General features: G+C 70.1%; 13 protein-coding genes. 9 read left to right on the top strand and 4 right to left on the bottom strand.

Features of this window, described 5'->3' with window-relative positions:
* Nucleotides 1-633, bottom strand: coding sequence for a cysteine hydrolase family protein (locus BUB75_RS22480; protein WP_073259730.1), 633 nt, complete (start codon nucleotides 631-633; stop codon nucleotides 1-3).
* A gap of 144 nt (nucleotides 634-777) precedes the next feature.
* On the opposite strand from BUB75_RS22480, the gene BUB75_RS22475 reads away from it, so the two are divergent.
* The gene (locus tag BUB75_RS22475; RefSeq protein ID WP_073259729.1) at nucleotides 778-1,944 is read left to right on the top strand and encodes an acyl-CoA dehydrogenase family protein; all 1,167 of its coding nucleotides are present in this window, start codon (nucleotides 778-780) and stop codon (nucleotides 1,942-1,944) included.
* 27 nt (nucleotides 1,945-1,971) lie between these two features.
* Nucleotides 1,972-4,074: an acyl-CoA dehydrogenase family protein gene (locus BUB75_RS22470; protein WP_073259728.1), complete on the top strand. Its 2,103-nt coding sequence runs from the start codon at nucleotides 1,972-1,974 to the stop codon at nucleotides 4,072-4,074.
* Nucleotides 4,075-4,083: 9 nt separating this feature from the next.
* Here BUB75_RS22470 and BUB75_RS22465 read toward each other — a convergent pair whose 3' ends face one another.
* Entirely contained in the window at nucleotides 4,084-4,938 is an 855-nt protein-coding gene (locus BUB75_RS22465; RefSeq protein ID WP_073259727.1) for an SDR family oxidoreductase, read from the bottom strand.
* A 198-nt stretch (nucleotides 4,939-5,136) separates the two neighbouring features.
* Here BUB75_RS22465 and BUB75_RS22460 point away from each other — a divergent pair, with 198 nt between their 5' ends.
* Genes BUB75_RS22460 through BUB75_RS22445 form a run of 4 tightly spaced genes read left to right on the top strand, consistent with a single transcriptional unit; the run spans nucleotide 5,137 to nucleotide 10,728 of the window.
* Nucleotides 5,137-6,411, top strand: coding sequence for an ABC transporter substrate-binding protein (locus BUB75_RS22460; RefSeq protein ID WP_178379954.1), 1,275 nt, complete (start codon nucleotides 5,137-5,139; stop codon nucleotides 6,409-6,411).
* Nucleotides 6,412-6,445: 34 nt separating this feature from the next.
* Nucleotides 6,446-9,250, top strand: coding sequence for a branched-chain amino acid ABC transporter permease/ATP-binding protein (locus tag BUB75_RS22455; RefSeq protein ID WP_073259726.1), 2,805 nt, complete (start codon nucleotides 6,446-6,448; stop codon nucleotides 9,248-9,250).
* Nucleotides 9,250-9,981 carry an ABC transporter ATP-binding protein gene (locus BUB75_RS22450; protein WP_073259725.1) on the top strand — a complete coding sequence of 244 codons (732 nt, stop codon included), beginning with the start codon at nucleotides 9,250-9,252 and terminating at the stop codon, nucleotides 9,979-9,981. Before BUB75_RS22455 ends, BUB75_RS22450 begins: the two co-directional genes overlap by 1 nt.
* Nucleotides 9,982-9,990: 9 nt before the next feature.
* Complete coding sequence (locus tag BUB75_RS22445; RefSeq protein WP_073259724.1) at nucleotides 9,991-10,728, top strand: SDR family NAD(P)-dependent oxidoreductase; 738 nt, start codon at nucleotides 9,991-9,993, stop codon at nucleotides 10,726-10,728.
* A 20-nt stretch (nucleotides 10,729-10,748) separates the two neighbouring features.
* On the opposite strand, the gene BUB75_RS22440 is transcribed toward BUB75_RS22445, so the two are convergent.
* Nucleotides 10,749-12,236: a FadR/GntR family transcriptional regulator gene (locus BUB75_RS22440; protein WP_073259723.1), complete on the bottom strand. Its 1,488-nt coding sequence runs from the start codon at nucleotides 12,234-12,236 to the stop codon at nucleotides 10,749-10,751.
* Between the two features lie 129 nt (nucleotides 12,237-12,365).
* Nucleotides 12,366-13,490 carry an acyl-CoA dehydrogenase family protein gene (locus tag BUB75_RS22435; RefSeq protein ID WP_073259722.1) on the bottom strand — a complete coding sequence of 375 codons (1,125 nt, stop codon included), beginning with the start codon at nucleotides 13,488-13,490 and terminating at the stop codon, nucleotides 12,366-12,368.
* A 98-nt stretch (nucleotides 13,491-13,588) separates the two neighbouring features.
* Here BUB75_RS22435 and BUB75_RS22430 point away from each other — a divergent pair, with 98 nt between their 5' ends.
* The 3 genes from BUB75_RS22430 to BUB75_RS22420 are packed head-to-tail and all read left to right on the top strand — an operon-like array spanning nucleotide 13,589 to nucleotide 16,126.
* Entirely contained in the window at nucleotides 13,589-14,728 is a 1,140-nt protein-coding gene (locus BUB75_RS22430; RefSeq protein WP_073259721.1) for a thiolase family protein, read from the top strand.
* Between the two features lie 17 nt (nucleotides 14,729-14,745).
* On the top strand, nucleotides 14,746-15,363 hold the full coding sequence (locus BUB75_RS22425) for a cysteine hydrolase family protein (RefSeq protein ID WP_073259720.1): 618 nt from the start codon (nucleotides 14,746-14,748) through the stop codon (nucleotides 15,361-15,363).
* 7 nt (nucleotides 15,364-15,370) lie between these two features.
* A complete protein-coding gene (locus BUB75_RS22420) occupies nucleotides 15,371-16,126 on the top strand; it encodes an enoyl-CoA hydratase/isomerase family protein (RefSeq protein ID WP_073259719.1) in 756 nt (251 codons plus the stop codon).
* Nucleotides 16,127-16,153: the final 27 nt, after the last annotated feature.

The following is a 16,153-nucleotide window of genomic DNA, read 5'->3' as shown; positions in this document are numbered from 1 at the left end:
TCATGCCCGGACGGTACGTCCGGCCAGCACCGTGCGGATCGCGTCGCTCGTCGTCACGGTAGCGAGCAGCGGCAGCGTGTGCGTCACCTGGAACTCGTGCGCCTCCGGCCAGGCGCCCGCGGTGCAGTCCTCGGGAACGACGACGTTGAAGCCGCGGTTCACCGCCTCGAGGCAGGCGCCCGGCACGCCGATGTTGGTCGAGACGCCGGCGATCATCACCGTCTGCACCCCACGGGAACGCAGGATCGGCTCCAGTTCGGTGGAGTGGAACGGCGACAGCCCGTGCACCCGCTCCGAGACGACGTCGCCGTCCTGCGGCGCGAGGTCCGGGTGGATCTGCGCGGCCGGGGATCCGGCGACCACGGTCCCCTTCTTCACCAGCGAGGCGAGCAGCAGACAGTTACGCATCGTGCCGGCGTAGTCCCGGCGCGGCACGATCGTCGTGTGCACCACCAGCACGCCCGCTTCACGGCACGCCTGCGCCAGCTCGGCCAGCCGCGGGACGAGATGCCGGCGCGCGGCCTCGCCCGCCAGGCCGTCCCTGCCGCCGATCTCCGGGTTCACCATGCTGTTCTGGCACTCGTTGATGATCAGCGCGGCGTGTTCCCCGTTGTCCAACCCTCGTACGCTCATGCCGCGAGCATCGCAAAGAGTGCACTGCATTGCCAGTCTTTCCCTCCATTGACGGTGGAGATGCCGCATTGAGTACCCTCTTAGGGTGTCGGAGCGTTACGCTTGGGTCTGTTGCCGCCCGTCCCGGCCTGGAGGAGAGCACCGATGAGGCTGGAATCCCCCCGAGAGCTCGAGGTCTTCCGGGCGGAGGTGCGGGCGTTCATCGCCGAGCACGCTCCCGGGACCAAGAAGCACACCGGCGTGCGGGCGCCCGAAGCCGAGCTCATCCCCGCGATCCGCCGGTGGACCGCCGCACTCTACGAGGCGGGTTACCTGGGGATCGGCTGGCCGAAAGAATTCGGTGGTCGTCCCGACGCGCACCCGCTCGAGGCGTTCATCGTGGCCGAGGAGATCGCCCGGGCACGCACGTGGCCCCCGATCGGCGCGGCCTCGCTCGCCGCCGGGGCGATCCTCGAGTTCGGCACGCCGGAGCAGCAGGCCCACTTCCTGCCGCGGATCCGGCGGTGTGAGGACATCTGGTGCCAGCTGTTCAGCGAGCCGGGCGCCGGCAGCGATCTGGCCTCCCTGCAGACGCGGGCGGTGCGGCACGGCGACGAGTTCGTGGTGGACGGGCAGAAGGTGTGGACCACGAACGGCCAGCACGCTGACGTGGGGTACCTGCTCGCGCGCACGAATCCCGATGCCCCCAAGCACCGCGGCATCACCGCGTTCGCGCTGGACATGCGCACGCCGGGCGTCGACGTGCGACCGCTGCGCGAGATCACCGGAACGTCCGACTTCAATGAGGTCTTTTTCGACTCCGTCCGGATCCCCGCGGCGAACGTGATCGGCGAGGTCGACAACGGCTGGCGCGTGGCCAACTCCAGTCTCGTCCACGAGCGCTCGGGCGTCGGTGCCAGCGGAGTCGAACTGCAACTCCAGCTGGAGGACCTGCTGGCCGTGGCCGGTCCGACCGTCGAATTCTCCGACGTGCGGGAAACCATCGGGGAACTGGCCACGCGCGTGCTGGTCAACCAGGCGGTGACCGGTCTGGTCCGATCCCGCATGCTGGCCCGCACCGAGACGCCGGCGGATGCCCCGCTGGCCAAGATCTTCTTCAGCGAGATCAACCATGACCTCGCGGTGGCCGGCATGAGCCTGCAGGGAGTCGACGGCCTGCTCACCGAGGGCGATCCGGGTGCGATCGCCGACGGCTGGTGGCAGGACGCCTACCTGTACGCCCGCGCCTACACGATCGCCGGCGGCGCCAATGAGGTTCTCCGCAACGTCGTCGCCGAGCGGGCACTCGGCCTTCCGCGCGACCCGGCCTGAGCTAACCCACGAGACGGAGAGTTGCCGATGTCCCTGGCCATCACTGCCGACCATCGCGAACTGGCCGATGTGGTCCGGTCCTTCGCCCACGGGGAAGGCTTGCGGCACGAGACCCGCGGCGCGCTCGACAAGCTCTCTGCCGAGCCGGGAGTCGTGTGGTCGCGAATCGGGGACCTCGGCTGGGCCGGTCTACACCTGCCGGCGGAGCACGGCGGCTCCGGGTACGGACTGGCCGAACTCGCCGTCGTGCTCGAGGCATTGGGCGCCACCGTCGCCTCGGGACCGCTGCTCGCGACCACGCTGGCATCGGCGGTGATCGACCGCGTGGGTACACCGGACCAGCGGAGCGCGCTGCTCCCGCGTCTGGCGGATGGTTCGACCACCGCGTCGGTCGGCATCGACGGCGGGTTATTGCTGGGTGGTGTGTGGGCGCGGCTGCATCTCGTCCCCTCCGGTGAGGACCTGGTCGTCATCGAGGCAGACGCGGCAGGCGTGGTGGAAGCAGTCGGCGGACTGGATCCCTCGCTGGGGCTCGCGCGGCTGCCGGCCGGCGCGGTGACCGGAGAAGTACTGTCCGGGGGTGTGCAGGCCGCCCGGACGGTACTCCGGACCTTGGCCGCCGCCGAGGCGGCGGGCGGCGCTCGTGCCTGCTTGGACATGGCGCTGGACTACGCGAAGGTGCGCGAGCAGTTCGGACGTCCGATTGGCAGTTTCCAGGCGGTCAAGCACCACCTGGCGAACATGCTGGTCCGTAGTGAGCAGGCGGTGGCAGCGGCCTGGGACGCGGCGCGGGTCGTCGGGAACGAGGAGGAAGCCGAGTTCGCCGCGGCCGTCGCCGCGGTGATCGCGCTCGACGCCTACACGCAGAACGCTCGGATGAACATCCAGATCCACGGCGGGATCGGATTCACCTGGGAGCACGACGCCCACCTGTACCTGCGCCGTGCCACCGCGTTGGCTGCGTTGGCCGGCGCGCCGGACTCCGCCGCTGACGACGTCGCGGCGCTGTCGGTCCGCGGTGTGACCCGCGATGTCGCGGTCGAGCTGCCACCGGAGGCCGAGCTGTTCCGCGCCGAGGTGCGGGCTTTCCGCGAGCAGTACGCGAACTCGGCACCTGGTGACCGTCGGCGGCTGCTGGTGGACTCCGGGTATCTCATGGCGCACTGGCCGAAGCCGTGGGGTCGCGCGGCCGGGCCGGTGGAGCAACTGGTCATCGAGCAGGAATTCGCCGAGATCGACGTCCCCGACCTGGGGATCGGTGGTTGGGTGCTGCTCACGCTGACCCAGACGGCGAGGCCCGACCAGATCGAGCGGTGGGTGCGGCCGGGGCTGCTCGGCGACCTGACGTTCTGCCAGCTGTTCAGTGAGCCGAACGCCGGCTCGGACGCCGCCGCGGTGCAGACCCGAGGGGTCAAGGTGGACGGCGGCTGGCGGGTGACCGGGCAGAAGGCGTGGACCTCGAACGCGCAGAACTGCAACCGGGGCCTGGCCACGATCCGCACCGACCCGGCTGCCCTGAAACACAAAGGCGTGACCACGGTGGTGGTCGACCTGGCCGCGCCGGGAGTCACGGTGCGCCCGCTGCGGGAAATCACCGGCGAGGCCGTGTTCAACGAGGTGTTCCTCGACGACGTCTTCATCCCGGACGACGACGTCGTCGGGGAGCCCGGCGCCGGTTGGGCGGTCGCGCGGGCGACGCTGGGCAACGAGCGGGTGAGCATCGGCGGGGCACGGAACGGAAGCCGTCGAGGCACGGCACTCGACCTGATCGACCTGCTGGCCGCACACGCTCCCTGGGATGCCGGCTTGAGTCGCGAGGTCGGTCGTCTGATCGCCGCACAGGAGTCGGCGCGTCTGCTCAACCTGCGGAGCGTGGAGCGAGCCGTGGTGGGTGCGGCGCCGTCCGTGGAGGGCAACATGACCAAGCTGCTCTCCGCCGAGCAGGCTCAGGCCATCCGAGAGCTGGGCATGCGGATCGCCGGCCCCGCCGGGGTGGCCGGCGGAGAACCGGAGCTGGCACACGACTACCTCTTCACTCGCGCCCTGACGATCGCGGGCGGCACGTCGGAGGTCACTCGTAACGTCATCGCGGAACGGATCCTCGGCCTGCCGCGCGAGGCGGTGAAGTAGGGGAAGGGCTCACCGAGGCTCGGCGTCTCGGCCCAGCCCGAACTCGAGGGCCGAGACGATCCCCCCGTCGATGACCAGATCGGTGCCCGTGATGTAGGACGCACGGTCAGAGACGAGGAACTCCAGCGCGTCGCAGATTTCGGTGAGCATGCCCTCCCGGCCCAGTGGGATGCGGCGGAGCAGGTCCCACTTCGCCGGCATCCGCTCGAACTCCCTGGCCCCCATCGGGGTACGGATGAGACCGGGGGTCAGGGAGACGATGCGGGCACCGCGCTCGGCGAAGCGCACGACGGACCGGCGCACCATCCGGTTCTCGCCGAACTTCGACAGCCGATAGGCGTCTTCGGTTGTCATCTCTCGACCCAGGGCCGCCTCGACGTCGTCGACCAGCGTCGGCGAGAGCGGGTCGTCCAGAGGGGCGGTGACCTCCGCAGCGGGAGCGCTCGTGACGCCTGCGATCGACGAGACGACGACTGCCGCACCGCCCGCTGCCATGTGGGGAAGCGCCGCCTCGAGGACGGTGGCGGTACCGCCCAGGTTCACCGCGAGGATCCGGCGTGCGTCGCCCATGCTCGGCGACAACCCGGCCACTCCGGCGAGTACCCGGACCGGTCCGAATCGTCCGACGGCCTCGTCGACCATCGCTTTCACTGACGGGGGATCGGTGAGGTCGCACGCGATCGGTGTCGCGACGATTCCCTCGCTGCGGAGGTCGTCGGCGACCTCCTCGCCCTTTCCCACGTTTCGGTTGGCGAGGACTACGGCGTGTCGCTCGCCCAGCCGCCGTGCGCACGCCTGGCCCATGCCGCCGCTGCCGCCGATGACGATCGCCAAGGGCAGGCCGGTTCTGTCCGGAGTCTTCATCGCGCTCCTGAGATAGTGGGACGACCTTCCGTCCGGATTGAGGTTACTCATCCGCCTGCTGGTTAGCGAGGGTCGTTCGATCGTGATCGTCTCTTCCCCGCATCGATCGGTAAAAAGTGAGAGAGATCTCGACGCCACTCGATTGAGTGTCCTACTCTCCCACAGATGAGTGTCCCCTTTCGGCAAAGGAGTCGAGCGGTGCGCGATGTCGGGTGGAAACGGGGACAGGCCGCGGTCGCGGTCCTCGCGGCGGCGGCTGCCCTGCTCAGCGGCTGCAGCGGGAACAGCGGGCCGAGCGACTCGTCGAGCTCGTCGACCCCGGTCGACACCGCCGTGCTGGGGGAGAAGAAGGCCGCGACCGGCAGCCCGGTGAAGATTGGTCTGTTCAACGTCGAGGGTGGATCGGCGGTCAGCAGTCCGGAGATCGCTGATGCGGCCGCGGCAGCCGCCTCGTACGCCAACGACTATCTGGGTGGCCTTGGCGGCCACCGGATCGAGATCGTGCGGTGCGGTGACAAAGCCGACGGAGCGTCGGCCGCGGCCTGCGGCAACACCTTCGTCCAGGAGCGGGTGGCGGCGGTGGTGACCGGTCAGCCCGCGACCGCCGACCAGATCGTGCCGACGGTGCGCGGCGCCGGGATTCCGTGGGTCGGCTCGTCGCCGGCCGCGCCTTCGGAGCTCGGCAACACCGACGCCTTCTTCTTCTCGTCCGGGTTCATCGGGCTGCTCGCCGGTGAGGCCGTGTACGCGAAGAAGCAGGGTTGGAAGCGCGTGACGATGATGGGGTCGGAGAATCCCCAGGTCGTGGCCGCGGTGAACGGTGTCGGCAAGCCGCTGTTCCAGAGCCAGGGCGTGACCCTCGACCTCGTCACCGTGCCGCAGGGAACGGCAGACGCGAGCTCACAGGTCGCGGCGGCCACGCGGCGGAATCCGGATGCGCTGTCGATCGTCGCCGACGCCACCGGATGCCAGGCGGTGTTGTCCGCCATCGCGACCGTCGGAGCGACCCAGCCGAAGATGGTGAACGCGGCCTGCGTCTCGCCGGAGGTCATCGACGCCGTGGGTGAAGCCGGTATCGATCGCACCGTTCTGTTCGCCAACGGCGACACCCTCAGCGACGACAAGGAAGCCCAGCTCTACCGGGCCGTGATGCAGGAGTACGCGTCGAAAGCACCGACCGGTGGTCTCACTCCGGTCGGGTTCCTCTCGATGCTCGGTTTCGTCCGGGCCGTCAACGCGGGCGGATTGACCGGCGACGCCACTCCCCAGACGATCCTCGCCGCTCTTCGGGCGGCGAAGGACGTGCCGCTGCCGATCGGCGCCGGCCAGACGTTCTCCTGCGACAAGACGCAGTTCCCGTACCCGGCGATCAAGGCCACGATCTGCAACTCCAAGTCGTTCGTGACCACGTACACAGGCGTGAAGCCCGGCACGTTCGAGCCGGTCGACGCCGCGGACGCACTCGCCGGCTGAGCCACCCCTACCCCTGAGAGAAGGTGGTGCAGCCGTGCTGCACATTGGGTTCCTGTTACTAGGCCTGGGCAACGGTGCCGTCTTCGCCGCGCTGGCGCTGGCACTGGTGGTGACCTATCGCAGCTCGGGTGTGGTCAACTTCGCCACCGGTGCGATCGCACTGCTGGCGGCCTACCTCTACTCGTTCCTCCGCAAGGGCGAGCTGTTCATCCCCGTTCCCGGCTTCGATCGTTCGGTGAGCATCGGCGGTGACCCCGGTCTGGTTCCGTCGATCGTCATCGCGCTGGTGATCACCGCACTGTTCGGCATGCTGCTCTACGCCCTCGTGTTCCGCCCCCTGCGCAATGCCTCGCCGGTGGCCAAGGCGGTCGCCTCGGTCGGAGTGTTGCTCATTATTCAGGCGGCCCTGGCCGCGCAGGTCGGTACGGCGGCGCAGTCGGTCGCGCCGATCCTGCCCCGTGACGTCATCGAGTTCGCCGGCATCCGGATCCCCCAGGACCGCGTCTGGTTCGCCGGGATCATCGTGTTCGTCGCCGTGGGACTGACCCTGTGGTTCCGGTTCACCCGCTTCGGGCTCGCGACCCGCGCGGCCGCGGAGTCGGAGAAGGGGGCGTTGGTCAGCGGCCTGTCACCCGAGCGCATCGCGGTGGTCAACTGGGCCATCAGCTCGGCGGTCGCCGGACTGGCCGGAATCCTGATCGCGCCGATCGTCCCGGTCGTGCCCAGCGCTTACACGCTCTTCATCGTGCCCGCGCTGGCAGCGGCCCTGGTCGGCAACCTCACCGCGTTGGGCCCGGCGATCGGCGCGGCGCTGGTCATCGGCATGCTCCAGTCGGAGCTCACCTACCTGCAGGGCGTCTGGGACTGGCTACCGGCCAGCGGCACGGCGCAGCTGGTGCCACTGGTCATCCTGCTGGTCTTCCTCGTGCTCCGTGGGCGGCCGCTGCCGTCGCGCGGTGCGATCGTGCAACGGTCTCTCGGCCGGGCGCCTCGTCCGCGGAACCTGATCGTCCCGGCCGTTATCGCCACCGGCGTTGCCCTCATCGCGCTGCTGCTGACCAGCGGCGGCACCCGGGCGGGAGTCATCTTCACCCTCGTCTACGCGTTCATCGGCTTGTCGTGGGTGGTCGTGACCGGCTACGCGGGGCAGGTCAGCCTGGCGCAGCTCGCGCTGGCCGGGGTCTCCGCGTTCGCGCTCAACCGGTTCGCCGAGGCATGGGGTGTGCCATTTCCGCTCGCTCCGCTGCTGGCGGCGCTCGTCGCGACACTCATCGGCGTCGTGGTAGGGCTGCCCGCGCTGCGCATCCGCGGCCTCCCGGTCGCGATCGTCACCCTCGCTCTGGCCGTCGCGGTGGAGGGCCTCTGGTTCCGGAATCCGGAGTGGAACGGCGGACTGGCCGGCGCGCCGATCAGCGCGCCGACGCTGTTCGGCCTCGATTTCGGCATCGGCGAGGGTGACGCCTACCCGCGGCTGTCCTTCGGGCTCCTGTGCCTGGGACTGCTGCTCGCGGCCGGCCTGGGTGTCGCTGTGCTCCGGCGGAGCAGGCTCGGCGCCGCCATGCTGGCCGTCCGGGCGAACGAACGGTCGGCGGCCGCGGCCGGCATCCCGGTCGCCCGGACGAAGATCATCGCGTTCGCAATCGGGTCCTTCCTCGCGGGCATCGGCGGTGCGCTGCTCGGCTACGGCCAGACTCTCGCCACGGCGGACGCGTTCACCGCGATCGGCGGTCTCGGTTTGTTCGCCACGGTGTACATCGCCGGCGTGACGTCGCTGGCGGGTGGCATCGCGACCGGCGTGCTCGCCCCCGGAGGGGTCCTCTACACCGTTCTCAACGATTCGTTCTCGCTGGGCCACTGGTACGAGATCGTCGCCGGTATCGGCCTGATCGTGACCGTGATCGCCGAACCGGAGGGCATCGTCGGCCCGTATCACCGGCTGATCGACCGGCTGCGCGCTCGGTTCGCCCGGCGGCCCGTCTCGGCGCCCGAGCGCCACGACGAGAGCTTCCTCGACGAGGGCGAGATCGTGGCGGAGGGCGCGGACCCGCTGCCCGCCACACCGGCCACGGCCGCGCCCCCTGGTGACACCATCCTCCGGATCGACGCGGTGAGCGTGCGCTACGGCGGCGTGGTCGCGGTCGACGATGTGTCCTTCGGCGTACGGGAGGGCGAGATCGTCGGTCTGATCGGGCCGAACGGCGCCGGTAAGACTACGCTGGTGGACGCGGTGACCGGCTTCACGTCTGCGACCGGACGGGTCGAGCTGCTCGGTGAGGACGTCAGCGCTCTCACCCCGCATCGGCGGACCTGGGCCGGCATGGGCCGGACGTTCCAGGGCATCGAGCTCTACGAGGACCTCAGCGTCGAGGAGAACGTCTCGGTGGGGCAGGAGGCCGCTCGACACGGAGGGGCACACGCCGACTGGTCGCAGGACGAGGACTACCTGGCTCGCCTGTTCACTGTGCTCAAGCTCGACGAGGTCCGGCGCCGCCCGGTCGGCGAGCTCTCCCAGGGGCACCGGCAGCTGGTGTCGGTCGCCCGTGCGCTGGCAGGCAGACCGAAGCTCATCCTGCTCGACGAGCCGGCCGGTGGGTTGGACAGCACAGAGAGCGCGTGGCTGGGGCAGCGGTTGCGTGCGGTGCGGGACTACGGGGTGACGATCCTGCTGATCGATCACGACATGAGTCTGGTGCTGGAGATCTGCGATCGTGTGGTCGTCCTCGACCTCGGCAAGGTCATCGCCGACGGTCCGCCCGCCGCCATCCGGACCGATCCGAAGGTCACCCAGGCCTACCTCGGCACGTCGGACACGTCGGACGATCGGATGGTGACGCGCTGATGAGCTCCCTGCTGGAGTGCCGGAGCCTGGACGCCGGATACGTGAAGGGGCGGCCGGTCGTCCGCGGATTCGACCTGGCCCTGGAGCCGGGGCGGGTCACTGCGCTGCTGGGTCCGAACGGCGCGGGCAAGACGACCGTGCTGCTCACGCTCGGAGGTCTGCAGCCCGCACTGGGCGGCGAAGTGCTGCTGGACGGGGTGGCATTACCCAAGGGCAGCGCGCGGGCGGCCGCACGCAAGGGCGTCGTACTCGTGCCGGACGACCGGGCGCTGTTCACCGGGCTGACGACCAGGGAGAACCTCGCGCTGTGCCGGCGCCGCGGCGGCACGACGATCGACCAGGTGCTGGACTTCTTTCCCGCGCTGCGCAAGCGGATCAAGGTCGACGCAGGCAAGCTCTCGGGTGGCGAGCAGCAAATGCTCGCGGTCTCCAGAGCGCTGATGCTGGATCCGCGGGTGCTGCTGATCGACGAGTTGTCGATGGGTCTGGCGCCGGTCATCGTCGAAGAGTTGCTGCCGATCGTGCGGCGGGTCGCGACCGAGACGAACGCCGCGGTGCTCCTGGTCGAGCAGCATGTGCGGCTCGCACTGACGATCGCCGACGACGCCGTCGTCCTGGCGCACGGAGCCACAGTGCTGTCCCGGTCCGCCGCCGAGCTCATCGCCGAGCCGTCGATTCTCGAGCGGGCCTACCTGGGCGAGACCGTCGCGGTCTCCGCCGGCGAGAAGTAAGGAGAGTCCGTGGGACGCTTGGACGGGCAGGTCGTCATCGTCACCGGGAGCGCCCGGGGACTGGGGCGTGATTACGCCCGATATTTCGCGCAGGACGGTGCGCACGTCGTGCTGGCCGACGTGAAAGGCACCGAGGCCGCCGCGGACGAGGCGTCGGCGGCCGGTCCTCGGTGCATCGGGGTCGAGACCGACGTGACGTCGCGGGCGAGTACCCACGCGCTCGTCGACCGCACGATCGCGGAGTTCGGCCGCCTCGACGTGCTGGTCAACAACGCCGGTCTGTGGCGGGGTCTGGCCCAAGCCGGCCTTCTCGACTGTCCGGACGAGGCGTGGGACGCGGCCTGGTCGGTCAACGTGACCGGCACGCTGCGGGCTTACCAGGCGGCGGTCCCGGCGATGGCGAAGGGCGGTGGGGGCCGGATCGTCAACGTGTCCTCGGTCGCGTCGCGCTCCGGCGCCGACGCTTACGGGCTGACCAAGAACGCGGTCGAGCGCATGACGGCCGGCATGGCCCACGAGGTGGGCCGGCTGGGAATCACGGTCAATTGCGTGGCGCCGGGTATCTCCGCGTTCGAAGCCGCCGGGAGCAAGCTCGGCAACGCCGACGACATCGTGGCGGGCCTGGCCGTTCCGAGGGTGGGGACGAGCCGGGAGCTCTACGAGGCGATCGTGTACTTCTGCGGCGATGCCGCCGGGTGGGTCACCGGCCAGACGCTCCGCGTGGACGGCGGCGGTGGTCTTCGCTGAGGGCCCCGTCGCTCAGGGCTTCAGTGCCACCACTCGGTGACCGCGGTCAGGTGACGCCGCATCCGGTGCCGGGCGAGGCCTTCGTCTCCGGCCAGCACGGCCTCGGTGATGCGCCGATGGACGTGTTCCACCTCGGCGCGGGCGGAATCGCTGATCTCGGCCCGCTCCTTGTTCGTGTGCCGACGCCACAGCTCGGCGAGGATGCGCAAGAACAGAGCGAGCACCGGATTGCCGGCCAACTCCGCGAGAACCTCGTGGTAATGCTCTGCCCAGTCTTCGTCGTCCGCGGTGCCGTCCCCGGTCCAGGTGACGGCCTCCTCCAGACGCTCGGCGACCAGCGGATCGTGGTATCGGCCGGTCACCCGGCTGATGAGACCGAGCTCGATGGCGTCCCGGACCATGACGAGGTCCGCCCCGGTCACACGCTGGTACTCCAGGTAGAGCGCCATCGTGTCGATGCTGGCCTGCGGATCCGGGGAGCCGACGACCAAGCCACCGCCCGGGCCACGACGCATACGAGCGACCGAGTGGTACTCGAGAAGCCGGACCGCCTCACGGAGCACCGCCCGGCTGATGCCGTACCGCGCCAGCAGGTCGGCCTCCGACCCGAGGACGGTGCCGACCGACCAACCGGAGGACGCGATCTCCTCGCGCAGCCGACTCGCGACGACCTCCGCCAGCTTGGCGCCCGGCGTCTCCTCGCCGGCCGGGATCGTCGACGAACCCGCCAGACCGGAGTGCGGCGTCCGGCTGTACTTGAGCATCCACCCCGAGATGGCCTCGAGATAGTCCCCCATCCATGCCTCGGCCTTGCTGCGGTCGCCGGCGATCACGGCGTCGGCGATCTCGGCATGACGGCGAACGGCCTCCGCGCGTGCCCGCCGGTAGTCGCGCGGCGGAATGCCGGACGGATCCGTGTAGCGGTTCGTCAGCCGGATGAGGACGTCGATGAACAGCCGCAGCACCGGGTTGGTGGACAGTTCGCTCAGGACGACGTGCAGTGGCTGGGTGGTGCGGTCCTCGGGCGAGTCCGTGATCGTCTCGGCGTCGATGGTGCGGCGCACGAGGTCGATACCGTCCTCGGTGACGTGCTGTGCGGCGAGGCCGGCGGCCAGTGGCTCGAGCAGCCGGCGTGCCTCGATGAGGTCGGCGACGCTGGCCCCGACGTACTCCAGGTAGATGACCACCGCCTGGGCGGCCGGACCGGCGTCCGGCGGCGACACGAACAGCCCGCCGTTGGGTCCCCGCCGCATCCGGGCCACCTGGTGGTGTTCGACCAGGCGAACCGCCTCGCGCAGGACGGAACGGCTCACCCCGTACCGCTCCCGCAGCTCCGGCTCGGATCCGAGAAGCTCGCCGACCGGCCAGCCCCGGCGGACGACGTCGGCCTCGATACGCCGCGCGACCTGCGCGGCGAGCTTGCCGACCGTCGCGTCGTCGGGATGTTCGACGTCGAGAACCTCCGCGGTCGAGTCGGACCCCGAGGGGACGACATCGGCGACAGCCATCTGAGAGCTCCTGGTAGTTCGGGGATACTCAGTTTAGACCGTCGGGTATGTGCGTCGCGTGTCGTTCGATGTCCAATACGTTTCGAGTTACCTGAATCGTCCGGGGGTGGTGCTGCTACCGGAGTGACGTTACGAGGCTACGGACTGCCCCGTGAGCAGGTCCACGAGGCGGGACCGGTGCAGGGCGGCGTCCCCCTGGAGCACCGCGTCGGCCTTGGCGCGTCGAAGGAACAGGTGCAGATCGTGCTCCCAGGTGAAACCGATCCCACCGTGAAGCTGCAACGCCGAGCCCGCGACGTCGCCGGCGACCGCCGAGGTGTACGAGGCGGCCACACAGGCAGCTCGGGCGGCGTCCTCGGCGTCGGCGTCGGCAGCCATGGCCGCGTAGTAAGTCGCGGCCCGGGCGCCCTGAACCTGCATGGCCATTGTCGCGACCGCTTGTTTCACCGCCTGGAAGCTGCCGATCGAGCGGCCGAACTGGACCCGCACCTTCACGTACTCGACCGTGAGTTCCAGCAGGCGTTCGAGCGTGCCGAGCGTCTGCGCGGCGGACAGGACCGCCGCGTCGTCGAGCAGCCGGTGTAGAGCACCCGGCGCTCCGTCCAGGCGGCGGGAAGAGGGTACACGGACGTCGTCGAGGCGGACCTCGGCGAAGGTGCGGGTGAGGTCGAGCGTGCGTTGGCGACGCACGGTCAGACCCGCGGAGTCCCTGTCGACGAGGTAGGAGACCGGCTCGCCGCGCTCCAGCGCGGTCACCAGCAGCCAGCGGGCGCCGTCGGCATCCTGCACAGCGGTTTTCGTCCCGGTGAGGAGGACATCGTTGCCTTCGGCGCGCACGGTGGTGCCGAGCCCTTCGGGCGACCACGGCCGGCCCGGCTCGGCGAACGCCCAGGTGGCCCAGGCGCTACCGTCGGCCAACGCCGGAAGCACCTCGGTGCGCAGCTCCTCCGCGCCACCCCGGTCGACGGCGCGGGCGACGAGCAAGGCAGGCAGGAACGGCCCGCGGGCGACGGCCCGGCCGGTCTCCTCGGCGACCAGCGCCGCTTCGATCAGGCCTTGCCCGGAGCCGCCGTGTTCCTCGCCGATCAGCAGGCCGGTCCAGCCGAGATCGCCGGCCAGCCGCCAGAGGGTGGGGTCGACCTCGGCGTCGTCGTCCAGCTGCGTTCGCAGGACCGAGACGGGCGCCCGGTCGGTCAGGAGGTCGCGCGACGCCTCCCGGAGCAGGGCCTGCTCGTCGGTGAGCTCAAAATCCATGCCTGAAAAGTATCCTCAATACCGGGTCATGTCGAGGTAGAGTCGCGGACCATGCAACGGTATTGAGGATACCGAAATTCCACTGGTGAGGGGCGCGCATGCGGGACGCAGTGATCGTGGAGGCCGTGCGGACGCCGGTCGGCAAGCGCAACGGGGGCCTGTCTGGAGTTCATCCCGCGGACCTGTCCGCGCACGTGCTCAACGCGCTGGTCGGGCGCGCGGGCGTCGATCCGGCGCTCATCGACGACGTGGTCTGGGGCTGTGTCGGACAGGTCGGCGAGCAGACGTTCGACATCGCGCGTACCGCCGCGCTGACCGCGGGCTGGCCGGAGTCGGTCACCGGCGTCACCGTCGATCGGCAGTGCGGCTCGTCCCAGCAGTCGGTGCACTTCGCCGCCGCCGGGCTGATCGCCGGGCAGTACGACCTGGTCGTTGCCGGCGGAGTGGAGTCGATGAGCCGGGTGCCGATGGGCTCGTCCGTCGGTGATCAGAAGCCCTATCCGGACACGTTCTTGAACCGCTACGGCGGAGTCGCTCCGAACCAGGGCGTCGGCGCGGAGCTGATCGCCGAGCGATGGGGATTCCCCCGCACGCGGCTCGACGAGTTCTCCGTCGCGTCCCACGAGAAGGCTGCCGCCGCCCGCGCCGAGGGTCGGTTCGACGCGCAGATCGCACCGGTGACCACTGACGCCGGCGTGGTGCAGCACGACGAGGGCGTCCGCGCGTCGACGGTGGAGAAGCTCGCCACGCTCAAACCGGTTTTCAAGCCGGACGGCGTCATTCACGCCGGCAACTCCTCGCAGATCTCGGACGGCTCCGCGCCGCTGCTGATGACCACGTCCGAGAAGGCAGCCGAGTTGGGGCTGACCCCCATCGCCCGCGTGCACACCGCGGTTCTGGCCGGCGCCGACCCGGTGCTGATGCTGACCGCGCCGATCCCGGCGACGCAGAAGGCGCTGGCCAAATCGGGGCTCTCGCTCGACGAGATCGGGGCCTTCGAGGTCAACGAGGCATTCGCGCCCGTGCCGCTCGCCTGGCTCGCCGACATCGGCGCCGACGCGAAGACGCTCAACCCCAACGGCGGCGCGATCGCACTGGGCCACCCCCTGGGCGGGTCCGGGGCGCGGATCATGACCACGCTCGTGCACCACATGCGCGACAACGGCATCCGGTACGGCCTGCAGACCATGTGCGAGGGCGGCGGCCAGGCCAACGCCACCATCCTCGAACTGCTCTGACGGAGGAGATCTTCACCATGGCGGTCAGGGGACTGGACCGTGGGCAGCGTCCCGCGCTGGTCATTTCGGAGTGTCAGAACGGCATCACCAACCTCGCGTACGAGCAGAGCCCGCTCATCGAGCAGGTGACCGAGCGCGGCATCATCCCGCGGATCGACGTCCTCGCCGGGGCGTTCCGCGCGGCCGGCCTCCCGGTCATCCACGTGACGATCGCCGCGCCGCCCGGATTCGTCGGCTTCCGGGTCAACTGTGCGCTCGCCGCGCGGATCGCCAAGCAGGGGAAGCTCGTCACCGGCACGCCGTACGCCGCCGTGCACGACGACCTGCCCCTCCACGACGGCGACCGCGTGCTGGAACGGATGCACGGGATGGCCCCCTTCACCGGCACCGAGCTCGACGCGGTGTTGCGCGGCCACGACGTCGACACGGTCGTCCTCGCAGGCGTGTCGACCAACATCGCGCTTCCGGGAGCCGCCACCGAGGCGGTCGCGCTCGGCTACGAGGTGGTCCTCGTCGAGGACTGCACCGCCGGAGGCACCGCGGAGTCGCACCAGGCGCAGATCAGCCTGCACCTGCCGCTGCTCGCGACGATCACGCACGGCGCCGCCGTGACCGCTGCCCTCGGATCCGAATGAGCTCCGGATGAGCACTGTCGAGCTGACCGTCGAGGGCGGCGTCGGCGTCATCTCGCTGAACCGGCCGCACCGCCACAACGCCGTCGACGACGAGCTGCACAAGGAGCTGCTCCGGATCTGGGCAGCGGTTCAGGCGGATCCGGACGTTCGGGTGGTCGTGCTGCGGGGCAACGGTCCGTCGTTCTGCTCCGGGCGGGACACCGCGCAGCTCGGCGAACGGGTGGCGGGGGAGAGCGACCTATCGTTCATCCGGCGGCACCAGCGCACGCGCATCGATCAGCTCGACAGCCCCAAGCCGGTGATCGCCGCGGTACGCGGTGCCGTGCTCGGCGGTGGCCTGGAGATGGCGCTGGCCGCCGACATCCGCATCGCGGCGAGCGACGTCGCGATGGGCTTCCCGGAGATCCGGTACGGGCTGATGACCGACACCGGCGGTTCGGGGTTGGCGACGGCCCTCGCCGGCCCGTCGCGGGCCAAGCTCATGCTCATGACCGGGAGACGGATCGACGCCGGGCAGGCGTTGGCCTGGGGCCTGGTCGACCAGGTCGTCGCACCGGCCGAGCTGGACGACGTGAGCTTCTCGCTGGCCATCGAGATCGCTGGCCACTCCACCGCGGCGCTGACGATGCTCAAGGCCACCGTCGACGGCGTGTGGCACGGCCAGCTCCACACCGCGCTCCGCGCCGAGCTCCTGGCGCAGGTGGCGCTCTTCGGCAGTGAGGACTACCGAGCCCGCAAGCCGGGGCCCGGCCGCAATGAGTAGTACACGCGTTTCGTGAGACCGAGTTCG

Source organism: Cryptosporangium aurantiacum (genome assembly GCF_900143005.1).
GTDB lineage: Bacteria > Actinomycetota > Actinomycetes > Mycobacteriales > Cryptosporangiaceae > Cryptosporangium > Cryptosporangium aurantiacum.
Note: the sequence above shows the minus strand (reverse complement) of the source record. Positions and strands in the feature narration are given on the sequence as shown.

Coding starts and splice junctions, on each gene's coding strand:
- BUB75_RS22480 (WP_073259730.1), bottom strand. CDS start 633: ATGAGCGTACGAGGGTTGGACAACGGGGAACACGCCGCGCTGATCATC.
- BUB75_RS22475 (WP_073259729.1), top strand. CDS start 778: ATGAGGCTGGAATCCCCCCGAGAGCTCGAGGTCTTCCGGGCGGAGGTG.
- BUB75_RS22470 (WP_073259728.1), top strand. CDS start 1,972: ATGTCCCTGGCCATCACTGCCGACCATCGCGAACTGGCCGATGTGGTC.
- BUB75_RS22465 (WP_073259727.1), bottom strand. CDS start 4,938: ATGAAGACTCCGGACAGAACCGGCCTGCCCTTGGCGATCGTCATCGGC.
- BUB75_RS22450 (WP_073259725.1), top strand. CDS start 9,250: ATGAGCTCCCTGCTGGAGTGCCGGAGCCTGGACGCCGGATACGTGAAG.
- BUB75_RS22440 (WP_073259723.1), bottom strand. CDS start 12,236: ATGGCTGTCGCCGATGTCGTCCCCTCGGGGTCCGACTCGACCGCGGAG.
- BUB75_RS22435 (WP_073259722.1), bottom strand. CDS start 13,490: ATGGATTTTGAGCTCACCGACGAGCAGGCCCTGCTCCGGGAGGCGTCG.
- BUB75_RS22430 (WP_073259721.1), top strand. CDS start 13,589: ATGCGGGACGCAGTGATCGTGGAGGCCGTGCGGACGCCGGTCGGCAAG.
- BUB75_RS22425 (WP_073259720.1), top strand. CDS start 14,746: ATGGCGGTCAGGGGACTGGACCGTGGGCAGCGTCCCGCGCTGGTCATT.
- BUB75_RS22420 (WP_073259719.1), top strand. CDS start 15,371: ATGAGCACTGTCGAGCTGACCGTCGAGGGCGGCGTCGGCGTCATCTCG.